Below are 18,648 nucleotides of genomic sequence, written 5' to 3'. Positions count from 1 at the left end.
TTATTATATACCGCTTTAAATAAAAAATCGAGGCGACAAGATTTGAACTTGCGACCTCTGCGTCCCTAACACAGCGCTCTAGCCAAGCTGAGCCACGCCTCGATATTTGTTGATGATCAGCTTTTTTATTTTGCTCTTGCGTCTCACAACAATATTATAATATAATATTCTAGAGAAAAAATCAAGTAGAATTTTCATATTTTTTAAAAAAATTTAAAAATTATTATTAAGTACAAAAAAAAGCCCTAAAAACTGCCAAAGACATACAGATTTAGGTGAAAACGGAGGATATCATTGGAAAACATTATAAATTATCAAAAAGAGTTGGAAAAAACTCTATCAAATATAACCGCACAAGGCAGTACCCCCACTCTTCTGCTCCACAGCTGCTGCGCACCCTGCAGCAGTTATTGTCTGGAATACCTGTCAGAGTATTTTCGTATCACCATATATTATTATAATCCTAATATCTCCATAAAAGAGGAATATGACCGCAGAGTAGAAGAACAGAAGCGACTGATTAATGCTCTGCCTGTAAAACATCCCATTTCTTTCCTGGAGGGCAGTTATGAACCGGAACTTTTCTATAAAATTGCCAAAGGCAAGGAAAACCAGCCCGAAGGTGGCGAAAGATGTTTCGGCTGCTATGAACTCCGTCTCAGAGAAGCAGCCAAATGTGCAAAGGAAAATGGATTTGATTACTTTACCACTACCCTCACGATCAGCCCCCACAAAAATGCAGCCAAGCTAAATTCTATCGGTGAAGCTGTAGCTGCCGAATACGGAGCTGTATATCTCCGCTCGGATTTCAAGAAAAAAAATGGTTATAAGCGCTCCATTGAATTATCAAAGGAGTTTGATTTATACAGACAGGATTACTGCGGTTGTGTTTACTCTATGATTCGTTCCAGAGAAGAACACGAGTTAAAAGACAATGAATAAGTTTTAAGTTATTGTTTACAATTAACTGTAATGAAGAATATCCCTTTATAATTCTGCAAATGCTTTATGACATCATTACATGTCAATATCTATGTAGATTATCATGTTTAGGATACTACGTGTATTTATTATACACTGAATATACATATGCACCATTTCATGGTTTTATTGGTTTCCGAAAAACCATGGGTTATGGTAATTCTATTTTTCCATAACTGATTCAGGCAGATAATCCAGTAATAACTGATTAAATAAAGGGAGAAATTTATGAAAAAAATACTTTTTATGTTTTTATTATCAACAGCCTTAATACTGTCTGCCTGTGGTAAAAATACCAATCCAAACAGTATTGACAATAGCTCTAAAAATTCCAGCGGAATAAATGCTACTGCTCAAAATACCGAAAGCTCCGATAAAACAGGCGAAGAGAAAGACACAGAAGAAGGTACCACATCTGAGCTTGAAAATTTAGGCAATGTAAGTGTAGAGAAAGGAGCTTCTGAAGTAGAGCTTACCATACCTGCAACTTATGTTGAAGGCAAAACACAGGACGAGCTTGATCAAATCCGTGAGATGGAAGGTTACAAATCCATAACCTTAAATGACGATGGCAGCGCCACCTATGTTATGTCAAAGGAACAGCACCAATCACTGATGACTAAAATCGCTGCTGCAATTAATGACGCTATGAAGGAAATGATTGGCTCTGAAGAATATCCTAATATTACAGAAGTAAAAGCAAATGATGCATATACGGAATTTATAGTCACAACAAACTCTAAAGACTTAGATATGGGTGAATCTTTCACATATCTTATGTTTTATATGTTTGGTGGAATGTATAATATTTTTAATGGTTCCGGGTCAGATGACATAACGGTAACCTATATAAATGCGGAGACAGGAGAGACTATTTCAACTTCCAATTCATCTGACTTAATACAATAGTAGAATCGTTACACTACAGCTGTAGTGTGACGATTCTACTTTCTTCTATGAAACCTTATTTTAAGTTTTATCCTTAATTTTTATCCTTAATTTCTTCCATTTGCAGCAAAGTCTTAACAAAGTAGAAATTTGCTCAGCTGCTTCTAATCATAGTTAAGCGGCCTGGTCTTCTCAAAAAAATCAGTCCATTCCCGAGAATTAAAATTTGCTCCCAGACCATTGGCTTGCAGGTAGCATATAAATTCCTTTACTCTGTTATAGTCTATTTTTACACCCTTCTGCTTCATGGCTGTCAGATATGCTATTGTCTTTTTAATGTTATTGGATTTCAGATAGCAGTTCAGACACTCCACCCATAATTCATTCTGAGATTTTGATGCTTCTTCTAAATAGATACCCCATTCACACCACTCTGCCTCTGTCAAATCATATAAATTTTCAATAGGAGGATAGGAAGTATAAGAATAATATTCATTTTTGAATTGAAAGCCCAAGGTTTCGGCTAAGGCTCTTGATCCCTTATTTGTTTCAACACATAACCATTCAATTTTTTCATATCCTTTTGCAAAACAATCCTTAATCGTTGCAGACACTACAATTTTAGCCAATCCGTTTTTTCGATATCTTTCATCCGTATTGATACCTATAGCAATTGCCTTCTCGAAGCTACAGTCACTAACAGACCAGCTTACAATTACGTTATCCTTGTAAATGTAATACCCTGTACCATACTTTTCAAAATTCTGAATACTGCCCCATTCCTCTACCCAATTAAGAAGTTTTTCTGCATTTTCATAACCGCTTTGCTTCATTACATTTACATCTATTTTTTCTAATACAAAGCCTTCTTTTAGTATTGCAGTACCTTCTTTATAAGTATCGCGAGACAGAATATATCTGCGTCTTTTATATTTTCTGATATACGGGTTCTTGTGTATGGAGGGTATAATATCGCTCCATTCCGGGGTATCAGGGGTCAGCTGATCCCAGAAATCCAGTTCCTCCACTATCCTTGAATTAAATCCAGCATCCGTTATATCTCCTGCAACCAGGTTGCACTCACTGGTCTGTATTAATACAGCCGTTGGTTTTTCCAGGCTATTAACATAAACTTCACCTGGCATGATATTATGAAGGACCGCAAATACAGATAATTCGTTTTTAGATTTGATGAAAGGTATAACCTTACTATACTCCCTGCTCTGTAGTTTAAACATAATCTCTCCCTTGTGATATTCGTATTATACAATACTTCCGATTCGTATTAGTGCTATTATAATATGTAGGTTTCTGTACTTCAAAGGAATTTATGAGTATAGTTATTTTGTATGATAGAGATTTCGTAAGCAATTTGTCTTATTGCTATGCATTTTACTTTATGATATAAATTATGAAAATAAGAGGTTACATGAAGGGAGAATTTATTTATGGCAAAACATGCAATTACTTCAAAGGTAAATGATGAATTGATCAGATATCAGACGGTAAAGGATTATCTGGACAGCCTGATTAATAATGATACTGAATTGTTATCTGTTGTAAAACATAACAGCGGAAGTTACTCTTTCAGCATAACAATAGATGAAAGAGAACTCTATTTTAAAGCGGCTTTTGGTGAAATCTATGAGAAATGTTTAGATTGTTCCGTTCATCATATTGCTGAACATGCAGAAAAATATATTATATCCTTGCTGCGTCAGAAGATTATTGAGATTACTGGCACTGATTAGTTGATGCTTACATCAATTAGAGTCTCCAATTAGAAATTAACACTGATATACGATAAAATATACTTCAGACAAGGAGCTTCAATCGATAGCTTATTATTCGCGAAAAAGTGATGCTCCTTCTTTACATACTAAACCTGTGTGTTATCCTTATTGCCTCTACTCTAATTAGCATCTTATACTCTTCTTTCATTTACCAGTGCTGTTTTGGTATTTATCCCCACACCCCAACCGGTAGCAGGTTTCCATTTTAACTGTTTCCAGTATAATAACACTGCTGCTCTCGTCTTGGTTCCGTAATCTCCATCCACTATCAGCGGAACATAAGCTTTTATCCCTGCCAGGCATATATTAAGCCTGTATTGCAGCCATACAATGGATAAGAAGTTCGAATCCGGATTTATTGTACCTGTAGGTGGTTTTGTATAAATTACCTGGAGATCATATTTCCATAACTCATTATCCCGTATTAGCCTGATTAGTTTGGACGTATAAGATACATCTGTTGCCCAGCCATCTTCTTTTATAAGGATACAAGATTCACGGTAATCCGTTACTCCTTTCAAATTCCTATATCTGGTGTAATTGAGAAACTCATAATATCCCAGAATGCCTTCCGAGACATTGGCATACTTTCGGAACCTTGCCTTTACTGTATACCAGGTCTTATCCTCTTTCTGTTCTTGGGTGGAATACTCCTTGAAGGAGGTACCGCATGTATTCGTCCATTTCATGCCAAAGTAGTTGTGGCAATCTTTCGCAAGGCCGGATTTCCCCCAATTTGATTCCAGAATTGCCTGGGCAATTGTCATGCTGGGTAAAATTTTGTATTGGGGATAGAACTTTACTGCAGCAATTCCAAGCTGCGTAATCAGTTCCTTATTCGTCATTATCGGAGTCCTCCTTCTTTCCATCTTTTTCAAGCAGGTTTCTCATAGCTTCATAAAGTCCTGTACTTGCCAGACCACTAATCATACCACCAAGTATGACTGCCATGTTTATATTAGGGATATTAACCAGTATATTAATGATAGTACCTAATAAAAGCATTACTGCGGGGATATACTGGTTGTTAAATTTGTCTATCTTTTTGAAGGCGTAGCCAATACATAAGCAAATGCCAAGGGTTATCAGGTTTATGTATTGTAACAAAAAATCTAAATCCATAAAGTATCGCCTCTCTTTCATGTTCACATTTTAATACAAATTTTTAATACTCTGCTCCGTTAAGAAATCTTCCTGTTCATGTTTGATTTCTCTTGCAAACTTAAGAGCTGTCTCGGTTTCTCCGTTGCTGTGTCCGTTTTTTAAAGCAGTGGCTGTTGCTTCTCCCAGAGCAATTGCAGCTCCTACACTTTTTATTAATAAAACTGTGTTCTTTTCTCTTGCTGTTTCCTTCTCCGTAAAAGTTTCTTCCCGCTTAATCATTCTTCGTTCAATCCACCAGAAACAGAATCCGGTAATTGCGCTTGGAATGCTAGCTGCTACTAGAATTGTTGTAATATCCAATAAATCCCCTCCATTATAAATTTTGTTATGCAGTTTCTCTTCTCCTATCTTTAAATCAGTATTGTATGTAGTCTGAAGCCATCCGAAATACAGAAAGGGATAAGAAAAACATAGTTCAGTATGAGCATGTTATATTCCTTATAAAGTTTAGGGCATCTGGTAACAATCCCAGACACCCTGTGAATAGCCCCTCGAAAGAATTTTACAACATAATAAATTAACCCCGATATCATCAAAAAAGAACCACGATTACTTTCCTCATGGCTCTCTTTTAATACTCTATTGATTCTGCTAAGACATCTTCTTTGGTCTGTGCAGCATTAATATTAGATTCAATTGTCTGTTGGTGACGAACTAGAGGTTTTACTAAGGTAACTACTTCGAATGCCAATTGTTTAAGTTCTTCCAATGTCCAATCATACGTAAGGGGTTCATCAGCTGCATTCCAGCTCGGCTGATATTCTATACCTGCCTGTATCGCCATTTGTACTATAGCAATTTCTTGGGTAAGTAAGGATTGCTTTTCTTTTGTGATTGAATACTTCTTTTCTATCCCACCGTGACAATCAGAAGTGATAGGATTAGCCTCAAGGTAGATTTCAAGTGCCTTCTTGCTCTTAGCGATCTGGTAGACTTTCAGTTCATCCAGAGTACATGTATCAAGATTGATAACTGGATTTAATGTAGCTATTGTCTTTTTCATTTTTGATAGTTCATCTTCTTTTTCTAAGATAATAACTACATCGAGTGTACCGTCTGACGTCCGTGTCACTGTAGATGGATTTACCATAATTGTATAGTCTTCATATACTGAATAAGTATCATCTGTAATATAAGCCTTTAATTCCTCAGTGGCTGTTCCTGTTAATTTAGCTTTTAGTTCATCAAAGCTTTCGATACTTCCAAATGAAATACTTAACCTATTTTCCGCTAGCATAAAAATGCTATTTATTTGCAGTTCTTCTCCGGTTTTTAATATTAGTTTCATAACAACCCCCTATAATTTTATACTACTGGATATGAAAAATTATATGCAAAACGTCCAGAACTAGGTGTTGGCGCTCCAGAATAAAGAAATCCATCTGCAGTGCTAACGTGTAAATACACAATACTGCTATTCCCCCACCACATAGGAATAACCATATTAATAGTACCACCAACAGGTTTTGGAAGTCCCATAAAAAGTACATTGGTGGTTGGAGCAGACGCAAGAAAATCAAACTCTAAGTGAACATGACAAGTACCAGCTATCACTCTGTAATAATTGCCCGCACCAGCAGAAACTACGTATGCACCATTCAACGTTAAGTTTCCAGTAATCGCAGTTGGAATCAATGCTCCATCACTAGCAACTCTAAGTGCATTCTTTCTTGCACTATCGGATGTACCATTTCCTATTTGAAATAAATCAGTTGAGTTTGGCTCATTGCATCGTCCAAATACAGCTTGCTCGTTCCCATTCGCTTTTAGAAAAGAACCATGAACAAACGAATTCAATGCACTTGCTGTGCTTAAAGTACCTCCAGCATGTGAAGATATACCATTTGCTGTCGTTCTATCACCCTCTGTATGAGATGCGTTTGCTCCTGCTCTCGTAGCAATTCCTTCAGAATGTGAATATGAACCCCATGCAACTGTTAGATTTCCCTCTGCGTGAGAATAATTTCCACCAGCAACCGTAGAACCACCCTCTGCATGAGAATATAATCCACCCGCAAGATTATTTTGTCCTTCAGCATGTGCTGGAAATCCCCCAGTATATACACCTCGATTTATAGCATACTGCCATGAACTATCTATAGTTGCTGTTGTACTTAATGTCAGAACAAGTCCAGATTTCATAGTAACTAATACATTAAACAATGATAACTTATCTGATCGTTTTATATCTATAGATGAACCAACAACTACACTACTAGAATCAGCTACAGTAATCGTCTTAGCTTCATTATCAAATGACGTAATATTTGTTACATATCCAACAGATACAAGATTCCAAACACCTTCTGCATGACCATAATCAGATGCTACTATAGATTCACTACCCTCTGCGTGTGACGTTATCCCGAGTGATCTTGTTCTCCATCCCTCAGCATGTGATGTTTGTCCAGTAGCATTGGTTTCTATTCCCTCAGCATGTGAACCTATTCCAATAGCATTTGTTAAGTTTCCTTCCGCATGTGAAGTTATTCCGGTGGCAACAGATTGATCACCCTCGGCGTGTGAATAATTACCTATGGCTTTTGTACTAGCACCTTCGGAATGAGAATATGAACCCTCGGCTGATGAACTCCCCCCTTCCGCATGCGATGAAACACCTGTAGCTTTTGAATTACTGCCTTCTGCATGAGCTGAACTTCCAGATGCAACATTACTACTTCCCTCTACATGGCTATTGGCTCCAACGGCAATATTATTACTTCCCTCGGCATGTATAGGTGCAGCTGTTACAGTTGACCTCTTAACACAGTATTTCCAACTCGATGTGATATCAAGTGAAGTATCCAGTGTTATTGTCTTTGTAGTTGTATCAATTGCATTTATTGATATCGCTGAAAAACCTTTTAAATCCGTTGCTTGAATATCGATTTTATCACCGACCGCCAAACCGGACACACTGTCTAATGTCAATTTTTTTGCTGCATTATCATAACCCGTAATCATATACAGCGTACCAAAAGAAGCTAAATTACTTTTTCCTTCAACGTGTGTATTTTCAGTAGCAGCGATATTATTTGTATTTTCAGCATGAGAATACTGTCCCAAGGCTTGTGTATAATACCCCTCTGAATGAGCTCCACTTCCTGCCGCCAATGAAAACGACCCCTCAGCGTGACTGCTAGAAGCAACCGCTTTGTTCCCATAACCTTCTGCCACAGAGAAAGTACCAGACACCAAATTATTTTGTCCAATGGAAGTACTGTTATCTCCTATCACTCCACTTTCCCGTGTCCCAACAGTTAGCTGATTAAAGATATCTTTATCTAAGGCTTTTTTTACTTTTTCATCTAAAATGTCCATATTATCATTGAAGTCCTGCACATTATAGTAGTCCTCTGATGCTGGTTTCTTTAGTTTAAAATTAGTTGTTTCATCCATTAATTCAAGACCTCCTCTCTTACTTCACTGTGTTTATATTGGCTTAACTTAATGTGTGTATATTGATTCAGTGTACTATGCTGGTTATATAATAGTAATAATGTTATTACAATATTACACGGCACCACCCGATCAAGCAGGTTACCAACCTCAGCATATTTTTTCTTGGCAGTTAAAGCCACTTTAACAGTCAAAGCATATGCACTACTGTCTAAAATAAGCTTATACCCATCTCTCCCACACAAAAGATTCAATTGTGCTTCCAGGTTAGTATAAGTATACGGAAGCTGCTCATTCAACCTGGTCAATATCCTGAATTTTCGGTCACTCAATGTATCCGTATCAAGTGCTTTTATCCCTAAGATACGTTCCCATCTCTTAACCCCGTTTAATGTAGACTCATTAACAAACTGGTCATCCAGTACATTTTCAAGTTCTTCCCACAGCCCGATGACCTCTGCATTTTCCGCTGCTGAAAGAGCTTTGAATTCTTTTATTTCTCTCAGTACACCGGGAAGGTACTCTATCAGATTTATCTCCCTATCCAATTACCGTCCCCCTTACCGGAATAGCATCAGCGGATAAAACCAGATTAGATGCCTCTCCATTAATGGTTGTACCTGTAACATCAACAACTCCTGTAACATTCAGTAACCTTGACTCCAACTGAGAGATACGTATAATCAAGCTGTCATTATCATCCCAGGTTTTACACAGTTCTAAGAAATAATTATCGATTACTCCGGTGATATAGCTCTCTACTTCATGAAAGGAGTACCCCTCCTGATATGTTATGTTAAACGTAAGATTGACTTTGGTCTCTGTAACAGTCTCAACCGTTACTATATGACCAATCGGTGCAAGACCGTTGCCCCCGCCTCTATTTATAGTCGGGTCAACCATTGTCTGCACAGTATCAATTAAGGTTGTTGTTGCTTTCCCATAATCCGAATTAATGATTACCAGTTTTACTGTTCCTCCGCCATTCCACACAGGATACACTTTTACTCCGCCAACACCGGAAACAGCGTTTACTTTTTCGATATAATCCGCTTTGTTCCCGCCAAAAGATTTGGTCGAAAGAGTTGCAAAGTATCTGCTTCTGAAATCTTCGGTTTCCTCTTCGTCTTCACCTGGTATCAATATTTCAGTCAAAGCAGCCGTTGTCAGTCCATCTATGTAGTCAATGGGTATCAGCATGCCAAGATTGCCATTTGGTGTACTTCCTGGAGTTTCACAGGTCAGTTTCCATATACCGGTTGATATCTTTTCCGATGCGGCATAATTATAATCTCCGCAGCTAAACCTGTCACCAACAGCTAGATCCATATTAAATTCGCCTTTCGCAACTGTATAGGTTGCAGCAGAAGGTGCAAGACCTCTTTCAGCTGCCCTCTTAATCAGATATTCTCTGGACGCTGTGTCCGCGAAAGCTTCATTTAAGATTGCATCCATTTCTATGTAGGTCTGTGTCAGCTCCACTGCTACCGGTGCCAAGGCATCAAAGATGATACTTCCTTCTCTTTTATCAATAGAATCCGGGATCTGTTCCAGCATTCGTTCGAGAATGGCATCATAAGTATTTGCTTCATACATCAGTAATCCACCTCCTTTTCCATCACTATATCCCCCCAATCAGTACGAACGGTAAAGGCCGCAGTTACGCTTCCCTTTTCCTCCGTAAAGTAAAAATCATCAACTCCAAGTACCCTCTCATCCCGCAACAGCGCTTCTGCTATTCTTCTCTGTAAGGTAGGCAGCACATAGGCATCAGGTTCACCAACCAGATCTTCAAGCTGTATCCCATAATCCTCGCTATAGATTAGATAATCCTCTCTCTCAGTACTAAGCCTTAAATAGATTGCCTGCTTGATTGCTTCCAATCCATCTACTTTACCTAGCATTCTATTATTCGCTAAGTCAAGCCGGTAAGTTTTACTGGGTTGCTCTACCACCTCAACTTCTGTGTATTCAAAATCAGCCATCCGACACCACCTTATCCATTATGATATACTTCTGCCCACCCTGCATGCGAATCATAACTACTTTATCACCAACCACCAGGTTCTTTACCTTATCCGTAACCACCAAAAATCCCCTTGTTATAGTACGTTTTTGCTCCAGATAAATGGTTAGCGGGTTGATGCCGCTTACCGTCCCATAAAGTACAACTGTTGGTTTACTCGCATCGACTGCTTCTAACGCTACCCTCTTAAGCAGCGGTATTAATCCCTCACTGGCCATAGATACCACCTCCTAATAAATCCAGGTCCATAAAATGACTGTCTTTGTTGTAAGTATGTGTTACTCGGTTGACAAGCATATAATCCTTAAGAACGATATCCCCCAGGTTCATATTAACATAAACTCTTGATCCCGCTCTTACCCTGGTATCTCCAAACAGATTTTTAAAGGATAAGCTTCTAGTTTTTGTATTGTAGAAATGAAGCAGTGTAGTAGCTTTCTTTCTTGTTGAAGCTTTTATTTGCTCAATACTGGTATTAGAATCACCACTGATTGATTCATAGTATTGTAAAACCCCCCACTTATCAACATTCTCATCACTTTGCTCTACAAACACCTCTCGGTTTCCTAAGGAATCACTATTATAGACTATTTTGATTCGGTTATATGTGTTCGTATCAATACTGGAACTGTAGTCAAAATCCTCTCCGCTTTCATTGCAGATCAAGATATCTAATGTCATATTTTCCATGCTTTTTAAGGTCAATTTTCCATGATCATCATACATGGTATATAACAAGCCTTTGGCAGTCGTAGTTAAGGTAAGTGCCGTATTTATGATATCAAAGAGAGTCTGGTTATCTTCATCCCTGGAAGGTATGACATATTGCGTATCCTCGATCTCTCCTACCTGAAGCTTGAAATCTGCTGCCAGCATCTTTATAACCTCACTGGCTTTTTTATTCTCATAGGTGTATGTATCTTTATTCTTCAGATACCTTAACTGATCATATGCTGTAACTTCAATGATATTAGCCTTTGTGCGTTTCTTGGAAAATACAAATCCATAAAACACTTTTTCATCATCATATTGAAATGAAATAGAATTCCCTTCTGTAAAAGCAAGCGCTTCATCCTTTATAACAGAAAAAGTCAAAACTCCTGGTGTACCTTTTCTCTCCGTTGTCCACTTAACACCATCCAGAACAGAAGGAAAATATAAATTATTATTGTTTTCAATAAATAATTGCATTCTATTTCCCTCCTTTTCCTAATTTTTTCAAATCTCTTAGTGATCTTTTAGGAAGTTCTCGTTTACTGCTATATCCCTTGTACTCCGTCCATACTGCGGTGTTTGCATCTTTTATCCCAGTTAAATCTTTTAAGACATCATAAGTGTAATTCCAATATGACAGATTAGGCAGGGGGGGTTTGTTATTTGCTGCTGATGGTGTAATCGTTTTAACTGTAGTTGTAGTAGGCTTCGTAGAGGTGTTCGTATTAGAGGATGAATTATTCTTTGTAGGTGAGCTGGTCTTTGTAGGATTCGATGCGGAAGCCGGTGCAGAAGATGCTTTTACATCCTGTATCTTCAGTACCTGACCAACAGACAGCTTATTGGGATTACTAATTCCATTTAATTTTGCGAGATTCCAGCACTTCGCACCATCTCCAAGAAGCTTCTTGGCTATCGCCCATAGAGTATCTCCTTTTTTTACAGTGTAAGTGTTCGGAATCGTATTCTTTGCCTTATTTTCTTTTTTTGTACTGCTTAATTCTTTTTTTGTCTTGATGTCGAATTTCTTAACCAGGGTCTCATACTTTATATATTCTTTTAATTCAATAGAAACATCCAAGTCCGGCGCATTGTCTTTTGATTCTGTAAACGTGTAGTTCTCTAACACTACCAGCATATTTGTCCACATAATATCCCGACTCATTATTGGTTCAGAATTTTCTTTGTATCTATTTACTATAAACTCAAATGGTGTGCCCATGAATTTAAGCTTTTCAAAATATTCCAGATAATACCCTGCCGGTTGAAAAGAATTTTCATACTTAGCAAAAGGATACCACGTATACAGGGGTAAGATTATATCAAACTTAATGGAGGTAAGACCCGGAGTTTTTATTATATTGACTTCACCCTCGTTCATCAAATTAACTGTTTTATTCTGATTATTTATTGTCGTTTGCAGCTTTGATGGAGGAATTGGCAGCAACACCTTTCCCATATAAAACTTATACATTCTACACCCCCTCTGCGGAACTGCTCATTGCTGTTTCAACTTCATTTTTTAGGTATTCTACAATTCCGTCGATATCTCTCGTTCCTTTGATACTGTTGTTATTGATCATGTCAACCTTAATTTCCGAGGTTGTAAATCGATTAATTGCATCCCGCTCTGCCACATCATGGAGATATTTCAGATCCTCATCACTTATATTCACTTTTTCAGCCATTTTACTTGTATTATCGGCAGTTGTTGATACATTGTCGTAAAGGTCTGAATTATTCGAATTGTCAAGAGGATTAACGGTAGGATTAATCAAAGGGTTGCCTGAAGAATTATCTATAAAATTAGTGTACGGGTCTTGTAATTCATTTTTCTCATCCTTTGAATTAAACAATTTGCTCCCCCCATTATACCCACCATCAAATGCATCTGTCATATCAACCCTATAATTTATCTCTGGTGCGTTTCGATTTAACGTAATTGAATTCTCGTTTTTCCCCCACGAAAGGACAGTACCTTTCAAACCTTCAAGGCCAGCAGTCCAATCGGTACCAAAAATTGCATCGATAATTTTCGTTACGATCATCCCCAAAGACAGAAACCAGGAGATAATTTGTCCAATTAAATTTGCAACTGCACCACCCAAGCTGTCAAATCCACCATTTATTACATTAAAAATCCATTCGAAGATTCCGATGAAAGGTTCTACAAAAGTGGTATAGAAGTATTGAATCATCCCATTTATAGCACCTATAAATACATTAGCAATAAGTGCTGCAAGCCACATGAACGCTCCTGCAATTAAACCAGTCGCACTTAAAGATGTACCTGCGAAATGGTTTATTGCAGCTACGACACCATAAATAATTGCTATAACAGCTATGATTACTAGTATAATCCAAGTCAACGGACAAGCTAAAAGCGCCGCATTTAATCCTTGAACTGCAACCATTTCAGTAAAGGTTGCCCCTGCTGCAAATGCCTGTTGCGTTGCTAAAATCCCCGCTCTCAGTGCTGCTGCCGCCTTTAAGCCATTTGATATGCCCTGCACAATATTCAGAGCAGTCAAAACCCCTGTATATATCACCACAGCTACAACTATACCGTAAATAAAAGGTGCTATCATCCCCCAATTGTCCGTAAAGAAGTTTCCGATTCCGGCTATTACATCAAAGAGCTGGGAAGCAACCATACCTATAGCTTGAAACCCAGTTATCAAATTGTTCTTAAAAGTCTGAAATGCGGTACTCCCTGTTATTTTCCCTATCTTTTCCAATACAGCCTGGAAAGCCATCTGCCCATTGTCCTTAATGCTGTTACTTACCTCTGCCCAGGTAATTGGTAGCTTACCGAACTGCTCTTCTACCGTTTGACCTGAAAGAAACATAGCAGCTTTGATTACATCAGCAGTCAGTAAACCTTCCGCTGCCCAATCTCCCATAGATCCCTTTGCCTTCTGTACATTTGTCATGTAATCTTCGATAGATGCGGCCAGTAATGGAGCATTTTGTAAGATATCCTTATATCCATCTCCCTGAATACCGCCCGCACTCATTGCTTCTGATAACTTCGACATGGAATTTGCCTGGTCTTGTGCACTAGCACCACCAATCTTATAATTCTTATTCATTAATTCAGTGAAAGCAATCAATTCATCCTCATTGCTAAAGGCACCTTTCGCTTTTGTACCAAGTGCATAGACCATATCAGCGGTATCTGCATAACTTGTTCTGGACCGCTCAGCGGCTTCAAAGACCTTCTGGGAAAATTGTTCTGAGGTTTGTAATCCTTTATTTATAGCATCCAGCTTCATTTTCGTCTGGTTCATTTCATCAGATGCGCCCATTATCTTTTTGCCCGTATCAAGAAAAGATACTCCAATGCTTTTGGCTTTATCAACCAATGCAACGACTGCTGAAGTACTATTGCTTAATGATTCTGTCAATTTATTCTGAAGCTTTATGGCTTCTTCGATAGGACTTAGAATCTTCTTTTGTTCATCGTTGGATGCTGCAATTTGTGCTTGCAATTTCGCTTCTGCCTGCGTACCCAGATTAATCTCATGAACGAAGGCCTTCTGTGTAGTCGTGCTGTGGTCAATGTTAGTTTCTATCTTATCTATGAATACATTAATCATATTAAGGCCATTTAAAGCAGCACCGAAGCGGCCTCCGCTAAAGGCATCATCAAAACGCTGCCCTGTTCTTGCCAAGGCAGTATTCATGTTCTGCAGTGCTAGTGTTGCCCCATCGTATACCTCGATGGCGTTTTCTACTGACCCCATATCTCACCTACTTTCTCTTTGCTCTGGCTCTTCTATCCGCTTCCCGGTCAGCTTTGATCTTCTTTTCAACCGACGCGATGACAAAGGCCTTTTCCTTAAGACTTAGCTGCATGTACTCCCATGGTTTCCAATGGAGCTTCAGTATACAGTAATAAAGAATACTTGCCTCGCCGTCGGTTTCAATTAGTTTTTTGCTTCTTCTACCAGCTCTTCCGTATCCGTATTAAATCCGTTGATTTCCTGGACTTTTAGTATAAGGTCGGAATACTCTCCGCTCTTAAGCATAACCTTTAACAGGTTGTCAGCACCTAATACACCATAGGAATTCTGTAACCCGGCATCGTTAAGCTCAGGATACACTACGCATTTTGCTGCCAGTTTGCCAAGATACATATTCCCATCGGTTTCTGTTGTAAACTGACCTTTTCTCCCGGGTACCGGCACTTTCCTGGTGCAGGCTTTTCGGATATCTTCGTCCTCTTTGGAAGAAATACAGCACAATTCCCACTCCACCGGCTTACCGGACTTTTTCAGAAACCTCTTTGATGCTACAAATTTCACATTTTCCTCTTTTAATGCGTTTTCCGCAAAGAACATACTCAATTCACTCATATTTATATCCTCCGATTATTGTAATAAGATAAATAGCAATCATATAAGGTGAATGAAGTATAATACCTGCCAAAACATAAATAATCTTCTTATCTATGCTTTCATTGCTTTGAAGGAATATACTTAAATTCAACTTATATTCAACATAAAATGGGAAGAGACTCCTGGTTCTCCTGCAATACACCGTTGAAAGACGATATTTATCTATCATGCCTGTAAGGAACTATTCTTGCGATTAATTCTTCACCTGCTAATAATGTGCAGATATCCTGTGTGTGGCAGTGAACCTGGAGCTCTTCCGCTAAATTACTTTAAATGCAACAGTCTCTATGACTTACATACGCATTCCTTTTATTACATCAAAACCTTTCTTCATTTCCCAATCTTCAAAGGTAAAGTCCATATCCTCCTCAAGATACTCACCATCGGCATCAAATTTTGCGAGTATCCCTCCATCCATATTACAACCTTTTAGTATAATTTCCTGGGTGCCAATAGTAGAAGTAGGATCAGAATTTATTATCTGTATATCAAAATACATATCCTTTCCTGAGTTCTTATAATCATATAGTAAACTTCTAAAGATTGACGTATTATAATGGAAGGTTGCTGATCCGGTTCCCTTCCATCCTGTAGTCTTATTACCCTTTCCAGTCCTACCAAGAATCGGAACTTCTGATTTGGTCTTTTCCATTTTAGCTTCAAGATTGATAGCCTGCATGAAATTATATACTTGCGTCCCAATCGTTACATAGCATTCAGCCAGTGAGGCACTAATTGCGTCCTGAGCATTCATAATAGCATTCGCCATATTTTTTTACCTTCTTTCTTTTAATTTACAGCAACTTCCATGTACAGCTTCTTCATAGCTGCTACCGGGGTAACCGGGCAAGTTACAACAACTGAATCTTTTGCAGTACCTTGTGAAACAATAACCTCATCCTTTATAATTCCTTCAATGGCACCGATCTGTGATAATGCATCCAAATAGCTAATAACATCATTCCAAAGCAGACTCTGGCCGGCACTGTTGTTCTGAATATTCCCTATGTATTTCGTGTTGAAAATCGCAGCAATGTCATTGCCTACCTGATCCAGAACTCTGATAACCTGGTTGTTCGAAAAATCCCTGCTCTTTTCTTCTGTAAAGGAAATCAGGGAATTAATATCATTTAAAACCCTGATGCTATCCCCTACCTTATGGAACAGCAGCTCACCGGCACCTATTCCCTGGGCTAAAGCCTGCTGACTATAATTGGTATCAACCTTAAATTCTCCAGTATAGGCTTTGTTCGTCAGATCTTTATTTACTTCGCAGGCTGCTTCCCTGCCGGCCAGCCAGTACATTAAGGAATATACCGGGAAATCTACGTTATTATCCGTAATAGCATTTTTTAAATTGATTACACCTTCATCATCTGCTGCCGTACGATATACGATTGTCTGGAACTTTACACCCACTTCATTTCTCATACGTTTGGTAAAAGCCACAAACAAAGCAATTACTTCTGCTACATCAGATGGGCAGGCCAGGATGTTAAAAGAATAACTTTCAATCTTTGCTAAGAAATTCTGATAATCTGTACCTGTCACTGCTTCCCCATTGGTGCCTCCTGTTAGTGGTGTTCCGGCTGTAACTGCAAGTTCAGCTGTTTTTACAGGCTCCACATAATCATTTGCCACCAGTTCAGATGCCGCTGCAACGGTCTGAGAATCCACCAGGGCTGTATCCAGATAAGTGGCTACATCAAATTTGTCATTATCGTCTGCGTTCACGGCAATAACTGTCTTGAGACTGTTGCCTCTTACTCCTTTACACTTTGCTGTTGCAAATGCATTGGAGGCTTTCACTCCCCCATTTAATTTGTAGAAATAACAGGTCTGAGCATGTTGGAATAAATCTCTTAGGCCCTTTAACTTATCACTTGTATAAGCGTATCCAAAGAGTTTCTGAGAGTTTGTCAGAAACTCTCCCTGTGTTACAGTAAATACCTCCCCATCTGTACCCCAATCGAGCACCAGTGGAAATGCTACAAACCCTCTGTCAGAATAGGATAATGAAGCATTGGCAGCACTTACAAAATTAATGTAAGCACCAGGAATTACCTTGTTTTGTGTTGTAAATGTTCCGCCACCTAACATGAAATCACCTTACCTTTCAGGAAACCCTCAAGAATTCCCTCGACTTCCGATATTGAATAAGCTCTGTCCTCTGCCAGCAGGGCATTGAGCAGATCTTTTTTTTCGGCATATTTTTTACTTGCTGCTAACTGTTTCTTCGTAAATGTTACAGGTTCAATATTTTCTTCCTGTATGATTTTTGCTTTCGCCATATTTAGAACCATACCTTTCTCATATTCTGCAAACTAAGTGCCACAAGCACTAGTTCCTTAAATCACTTTTTACATTGAAAGACTGCATTTTGTCACTCTCTTCTTTGGAAGTGTATGCAAAGCAATTATATTGCACATAAAAATGCAGTATCTCTTCTGTAATCTCATAATTCATTTTGGTACCACGGAGCAGTTTTCCATCTGACATAATATACTCCAAGGCCGAAAGACCGGGAACTATCTCTGATATTTCACTGTTTTTATTCACAGTACCCGGGAAATACTGAATATCAAATGAATGCTCCAGGTATAATCGGTTACTCATCATCTGTTTACGGCTTCCCTTAATCAGCTTCACCAAAAAGCAAGGCATCGTAAGCTCATTCTGGACCCCGTCCGTATAGATATGAATATCCTCTCCGTAAGTTGCTTCCAGCATTGCAACAATGCCATTAACAATATCCTTTACCATCCAATTCCTCCTTAAGAGATTTAATAAGCTCTTCTATAACCATGGGTTTCTCTTTGTTCTCAAGTTGAAACCCATCAAGACCTCTTTGCCTGTAACTCAGGTAATCCGGATCCTGGATTCCTGCTTTACCGAATTGTTTATTCAGAGAATATGATTTTATTGTATTGACGACATCATATTGAAGCTTTTGGATTGTCGCTTCCTGCTGCTTGATAATTTCAAGCAACATCTCTTTTTCACTTTTACTCTCTCTCAGGATTTCAATGGCTGCCATAGCTGTTTTCAGTTTTTTCTTCGCCTGATTAAATTCTGATTTTGGTACCGCATTTCTAGGGAATTCTTCATTGATTTGTTTCATCAGGCTCTCCAGATCAATACGGCCATCACCGTTTATCAAGGCTCCTTCTATTAATTTTCGTATCCACTTCATTTCGCTTCCTCCATAGATAGTTATTCCCGCTCTCCGGGTATTGGGATCTGGCCGTTATTCTCCGGCGGAGTTTTGATAGTTTTACGTCAT

General features: G+C 38.5%; 22 protein-coding genes and 1 tRNA gene. 3 read left to right on the top strand and 20 right to left on the bottom strand.

The features are described 5' to 3' along the window. Positions 1–27: 27 nt before the first annotated feature. Positions 28–102 (bottom strand) — tRNA-Pro (locus tag R2R35_RS16680). 192 nt (positions 103–294) lie between these two features. Here R2R35_RS16680 and R2R35_RS16675 point away from each other — a divergent pair. Continuing rightward, entirely contained in the window at positions 295–942 is a 648-nt protein-coding gene (locus R2R35_RS16675; protein WP_317730964.1) for an epoxyqueuosine reductase QueH, read from the top strand. Positions 943–1,209: 267 nt separating this feature from the next. Continuing rightward, positions 1,210–1,890: a hypothetical protein gene (locus R2R35_RS16670; RefSeq protein ID WP_317730963.1), complete on the top strand. Its 681-nt coding sequence runs from the start codon at positions 1,210–1,212 to the stop codon at positions 1,888–1,890. A gap of 143 nt (positions 1,891–2,033) precedes the next feature. Here R2R35_RS16670 and R2R35_RS16665 read toward each other — a convergent pair whose 3' ends face one another. Then, positions 2,034–3,107: a GNAT family N-acetyltransferase gene (locus R2R35_RS16665; protein WP_317730962.1), complete on the bottom strand. Its 1,074-nt coding sequence runs from the start codon at positions 3,105–3,107 to the stop codon at positions 2,034–2,036. Between the two features lie 210 nt (positions 3,108–3,317). On the opposite strand from R2R35_RS16665, the gene R2R35_RS16660 reads away from it, so the two are divergent. Beyond that, positions 3,318–3,620 (top strand): hypothetical protein, encoded by a 303-nt coding sequence (locus R2R35_RS16660; protein WP_317730961.1) that lies wholly within the window; start codon positions 3,318–3,320, stop codon positions 3,618–3,620. A 173-nt stretch (positions 3,621–3,793) separates the two neighbouring features. Here R2R35_RS16660 and R2R35_RS16655 read toward each other — a convergent pair whose 3' ends face one another. The 18 genes from R2R35_RS16655 to R2R35_RS16570 form a co-directional block, all read right to left on the bottom strand. Beyond that, positions 3,794–4,507: a glucosaminidase domain-containing protein gene (locus R2R35_RS16655; RefSeq protein ID WP_317730960.1), complete on the bottom strand. Its 714-nt coding sequence runs from the start codon at positions 4,505–4,507 to the stop codon at positions 3,794–3,796. Beyond that, positions 4,497–4,784 carry a phage holin family protein gene (locus tag R2R35_RS16650; RefSeq protein WP_317730959.1) on the bottom strand — a complete coding sequence of 96 codons (288 nt, stop codon included), beginning with the start codon at positions 4,782–4,784 and terminating at the stop codon, positions 4,497–4,499. The genes R2R35_RS16655 and R2R35_RS16650 overlap by 11 nt, the downstream gene beginning before the upstream one ends. 30 nt (positions 4,785–4,814) lie before the next feature. Further along, a complete protein-coding gene (locus R2R35_RS16645) occupies positions 4,815–5,126 on the bottom strand; it encodes a serine/threonine protein kinase (RefSeq protein WP_317730958.1) in 312 nt (103 codons plus the stop codon). A gap of 271 nt (positions 5,127–5,397) precedes the next feature. Next, positions 5,398–6,114 (bottom strand): hypothetical protein, encoded by a 717-nt coding sequence (locus tag R2R35_RS16640; RefSeq protein ID WP_317730957.1) that lies wholly within the window; start codon positions 6,112–6,114, stop codon positions 5,398–5,400. 17 nt (positions 6,115–6,131) lie between these two features. Then, a complete protein-coding gene (locus tag R2R35_RS16635; RefSeq protein ID WP_317730956.1) occupies positions 6,132–8,225 on the bottom strand; it encodes a hypothetical protein in 2,094 nt (697 codons plus the stop codon). Next, positions 8,225–8,773, bottom strand: coding sequence for a putative phage tail protein (locus R2R35_RS16630; RefSeq protein WP_317730955.1), 549 nt, complete (start codon positions 8,771–8,773; stop codon positions 8,225–8,227). Before R2R35_RS16630 ends, R2R35_RS16635 begins: the two co-directional genes overlap by 1 nt. Further along, positions 8,766–9,821 carry a baseplate J/gp47 family protein gene (locus tag R2R35_RS16625; RefSeq protein WP_317730954.1) on the bottom strand — a complete coding sequence of 352 codons (1,056 nt, stop codon included), beginning with the start codon at positions 9,819–9,821 and terminating at the stop codon, positions 8,766–8,768. The genes R2R35_RS16630 and R2R35_RS16625 overlap by 8 nt, the downstream gene beginning before the upstream one ends. Next, complete coding sequence (locus R2R35_RS16620; RefSeq protein WP_317730953.1) at positions 9,821–10,210, bottom strand: DUF2634 domain-containing protein; 390 nt, start codon at positions 10,208–10,210, stop codon at positions 9,821–9,823. The genes R2R35_RS16625 and R2R35_RS16620 overlap by 1 nt, the downstream gene beginning before the upstream one ends. Then, entirely contained in the window at positions 10,203–10,469 is a 267-nt protein-coding gene (locus R2R35_RS16615) for a DUF2577 domain-containing protein (protein ID WP_317730952.1), read from the bottom strand. Before R2R35_RS16615 ends, R2R35_RS16620 begins: the two co-directional genes overlap by 8 nt. Next, entirely contained in the window at positions 10,459–11,442 is a 984-nt protein-coding gene (locus tag R2R35_RS16610) for an XkdQ/YqbQ family protein (RefSeq protein ID WP_317730951.1), read from the bottom strand. The genes R2R35_RS16615 and R2R35_RS16610 overlap by 11 nt, the downstream gene beginning before the upstream one ends. Before the next feature lies 1 nt (position 11,443). Further along, positions 11,444–12,439: a LysM peptidoglycan-binding domain-containing protein gene (locus tag R2R35_RS16605; protein WP_317730950.1), complete on the bottom strand. Its 996-nt coding sequence runs from the start codon at positions 12,437–12,439 to the stop codon at positions 11,444–11,446. Between the two features lies 1 nt (position 12,440). Continuing rightward, entirely contained in the window at positions 12,441–14,711 is a 2,271-nt protein-coding gene (locus R2R35_RS16600; protein WP_317730949.1) for a tape measure protein, read from the bottom strand. A gap of 183 nt (positions 14,712–14,894) precedes the next feature. Continuing rightward, a complete protein-coding gene (locus R2R35_RS16595; protein WP_033168361.1) occupies positions 14,895–15,323 on the bottom strand; it encodes a phage tail assembly chaperone in 429 nt (142 codons plus the stop codon). A gap of 334 nt (positions 15,324–15,657) precedes the next feature. Beyond that, positions 15,658–16,134, bottom strand: a complete 477-nt coding sequence (locus R2R35_RS16590; protein ID WP_317730948.1) for a phage tail tube protein — start codon at positions 16,132–16,134, stop codon at positions 15,658–15,660. A gap of 20 nt (positions 16,135–16,154) precedes the next feature. Next, positions 16,155–17,465 carry a phage tail sheath family protein gene (locus tag R2R35_RS16585; protein ID WP_317730947.1) on the bottom strand — a complete coding sequence of 437 codons (1,311 nt, stop codon included), beginning with the start codon at positions 17,463–17,465 and terminating at the stop codon, positions 16,155–16,157. After that, entirely contained in the window at positions 17,459–17,668 is a 210-nt protein-coding gene (locus R2R35_RS16580) for a hypothetical protein (protein ID WP_317730946.1), read from the bottom strand. Before R2R35_RS16580 ends, R2R35_RS16585 begins: the two co-directional genes overlap by 7 nt. A 37-nt stretch (positions 17,669–17,705) precedes the next feature. Then, positions 17,706–18,128 (bottom strand): phage tail terminator family protein, encoded by a 423-nt coding sequence (locus tag R2R35_RS16575; protein ID WP_317730945.1) that lies wholly within the window; start codon positions 18,126–18,128, stop codon positions 17,706–17,708. Next, a complete protein-coding gene (locus R2R35_RS16570; protein ID WP_317730943.1) occupies positions 18,109–18,558 on the bottom strand; it encodes a phage scaffolding protein in 450 nt (149 codons plus the stop codon). The genes R2R35_RS16575 and R2R35_RS16570 overlap by 20 nt, the downstream gene beginning before the upstream one ends. Positions 18,559–18,648: the final 90 nt, after the last annotated feature.

The sequence above is a fragment of the Anaerocolumna sp. AGMB13020 genome, from assembly GCF_033100115.1.
Classification (GTDB): domain Bacteria; phylum Bacillota; class Clostridia; order Lachnospirales; family Lachnospiraceae; genus Anaerocolumna.
Note: the sequence above shows the minus strand (reverse complement) of the source record. Positions and strands in the feature narration are given on the sequence as shown.

What these genes read in the sequence shown, in the direction of transcription:
- R2R35_RS16640 (WP_317730957.1), bottom strand. Translation starts at nt 6,114, where the DNA reads ATGAAACTAATATTAAAAACCGGAGAAGAACTGCAAATAAATAGCATT.
- R2R35_RS16670 (WP_317730963.1), top strand. Translation starts at nt 1,210, where the DNA reads ATGAAAAAAATACTTTTTATGTTTTTATTATCAACAGCCTTAATACTG.
- R2R35_RS16665 (WP_317730962.1), bottom strand. Translation starts at nt 3,107, where the DNA reads ATGTTTAAACTACAGAGCAGGGAGTATAGTAAGGTTATACCTTTCATC.
- R2R35_RS16580 (WP_317730946.1), bottom strand. Translation starts at nt 17,668, where the DNA reads ATGGTTCTAAATATGGCGAAAGCAAAAATCATACAGGAAGAAAATATT.
- R2R35_RS16600 (WP_317730949.1), bottom strand. Translation starts at nt 14,711, where the DNA reads ATGGGGTCAGTAGAAAACGCCATCGAGGTATACGATGGGGCAACACTA.
- R2R35_RS16590 (WP_317730948.1), bottom strand. Translation starts at nt 16,134, where the DNA reads ATGGCGAATGCTATTATGAATGCTCAGGACGCAATTAGTGCCTCACTG.
- R2R35_RS16570 (WP_317730943.1), bottom strand. Translation starts at nt 18,558, where the DNA reads ATGAAGTGGATACGAAAATTAATAGAAGGAGCCTTGATAAACGGTGAT.
- R2R35_RS16625 (WP_317730954.1), bottom strand. Translation starts at nt 9,821, where the DNA reads ATGTATGAAGCAAATACTTATGATGCCATTCTCGAACGAATGCTGGAA.
- R2R35_RS16610 (WP_317730951.1), bottom strand. Translation starts at nt 11,442, where the DNA reads ATGCAATTATTTATTGAAAACAATAATAATTTATATTTTCCTTCTGTT.
- R2R35_RS16620 (WP_317730953.1), bottom strand. Translation starts at nt 10,210, where the DNA reads ATGGCTGATTTTGAATACACAGAAGTTGAGGTGGTAGAGCAACCCAGT.
- R2R35_RS16595 (WP_033168361.1), bottom strand. Translation starts at nt 15,323, where the DNA reads ATGAGTGAATTGAGTATGTTCTTTGCGGAAAACGCATTAAAAGAGGAA.
- R2R35_RS16575 (WP_317730945.1), bottom strand. Translation starts at nt 18,128, where the DNA reads ATGGTAAAGGATATTGTTAATGGCATTGTTGCAATGCTGGAAGCAACT.
- R2R35_RS16635 (WP_317730956.1), bottom strand. Translation starts at nt 8,225, where the DNA reads ATGGATGAAACAACTAATTTTAAACTAAAGAAACCAGCATCAGAGGAC.
- R2R35_RS16585 (WP_317730947.1), bottom strand. Translation starts at nt 17,465, where the DNA reads ATGTTAGGTGGCGGAACATTTACAACACAAAACAAGGTAATTCCTGGT.
- R2R35_RS16605 (WP_317730950.1), bottom strand. Translation starts at nt 12,439, where the DNA reads ATGTATAAGTTTTATATGGGAAAGGTGTTGCTGCCAATTCCTCCATCA.
- R2R35_RS16655 (WP_317730960.1), bottom strand. Translation starts at nt 4,507, where the DNA reads ATGACGAATAAGGAACTGATTACGCAGCTTGGAATTGCTGCAGTAAAG.
- R2R35_RS16650 (WP_317730959.1), bottom strand. Translation starts at nt 4,784, where the DNA reads ATGGATTTAGATTTTTTGTTACAATACATAAACCTGATAACCCTTGGC.
- R2R35_RS16615 (WP_317730952.1), bottom strand. Translation starts at nt 10,469, where the DNA reads ATGGCCAGTGAGGGATTAATACCGCTGCTTAAGAGGGTAGCGTTAGAA.
- R2R35_RS16660 (WP_317730961.1), top strand. Translation starts at nt 3,318, where the DNA reads ATGGCAAAACATGCAATTACTTCAAAGGTAAATGATGAATTGATCAGA.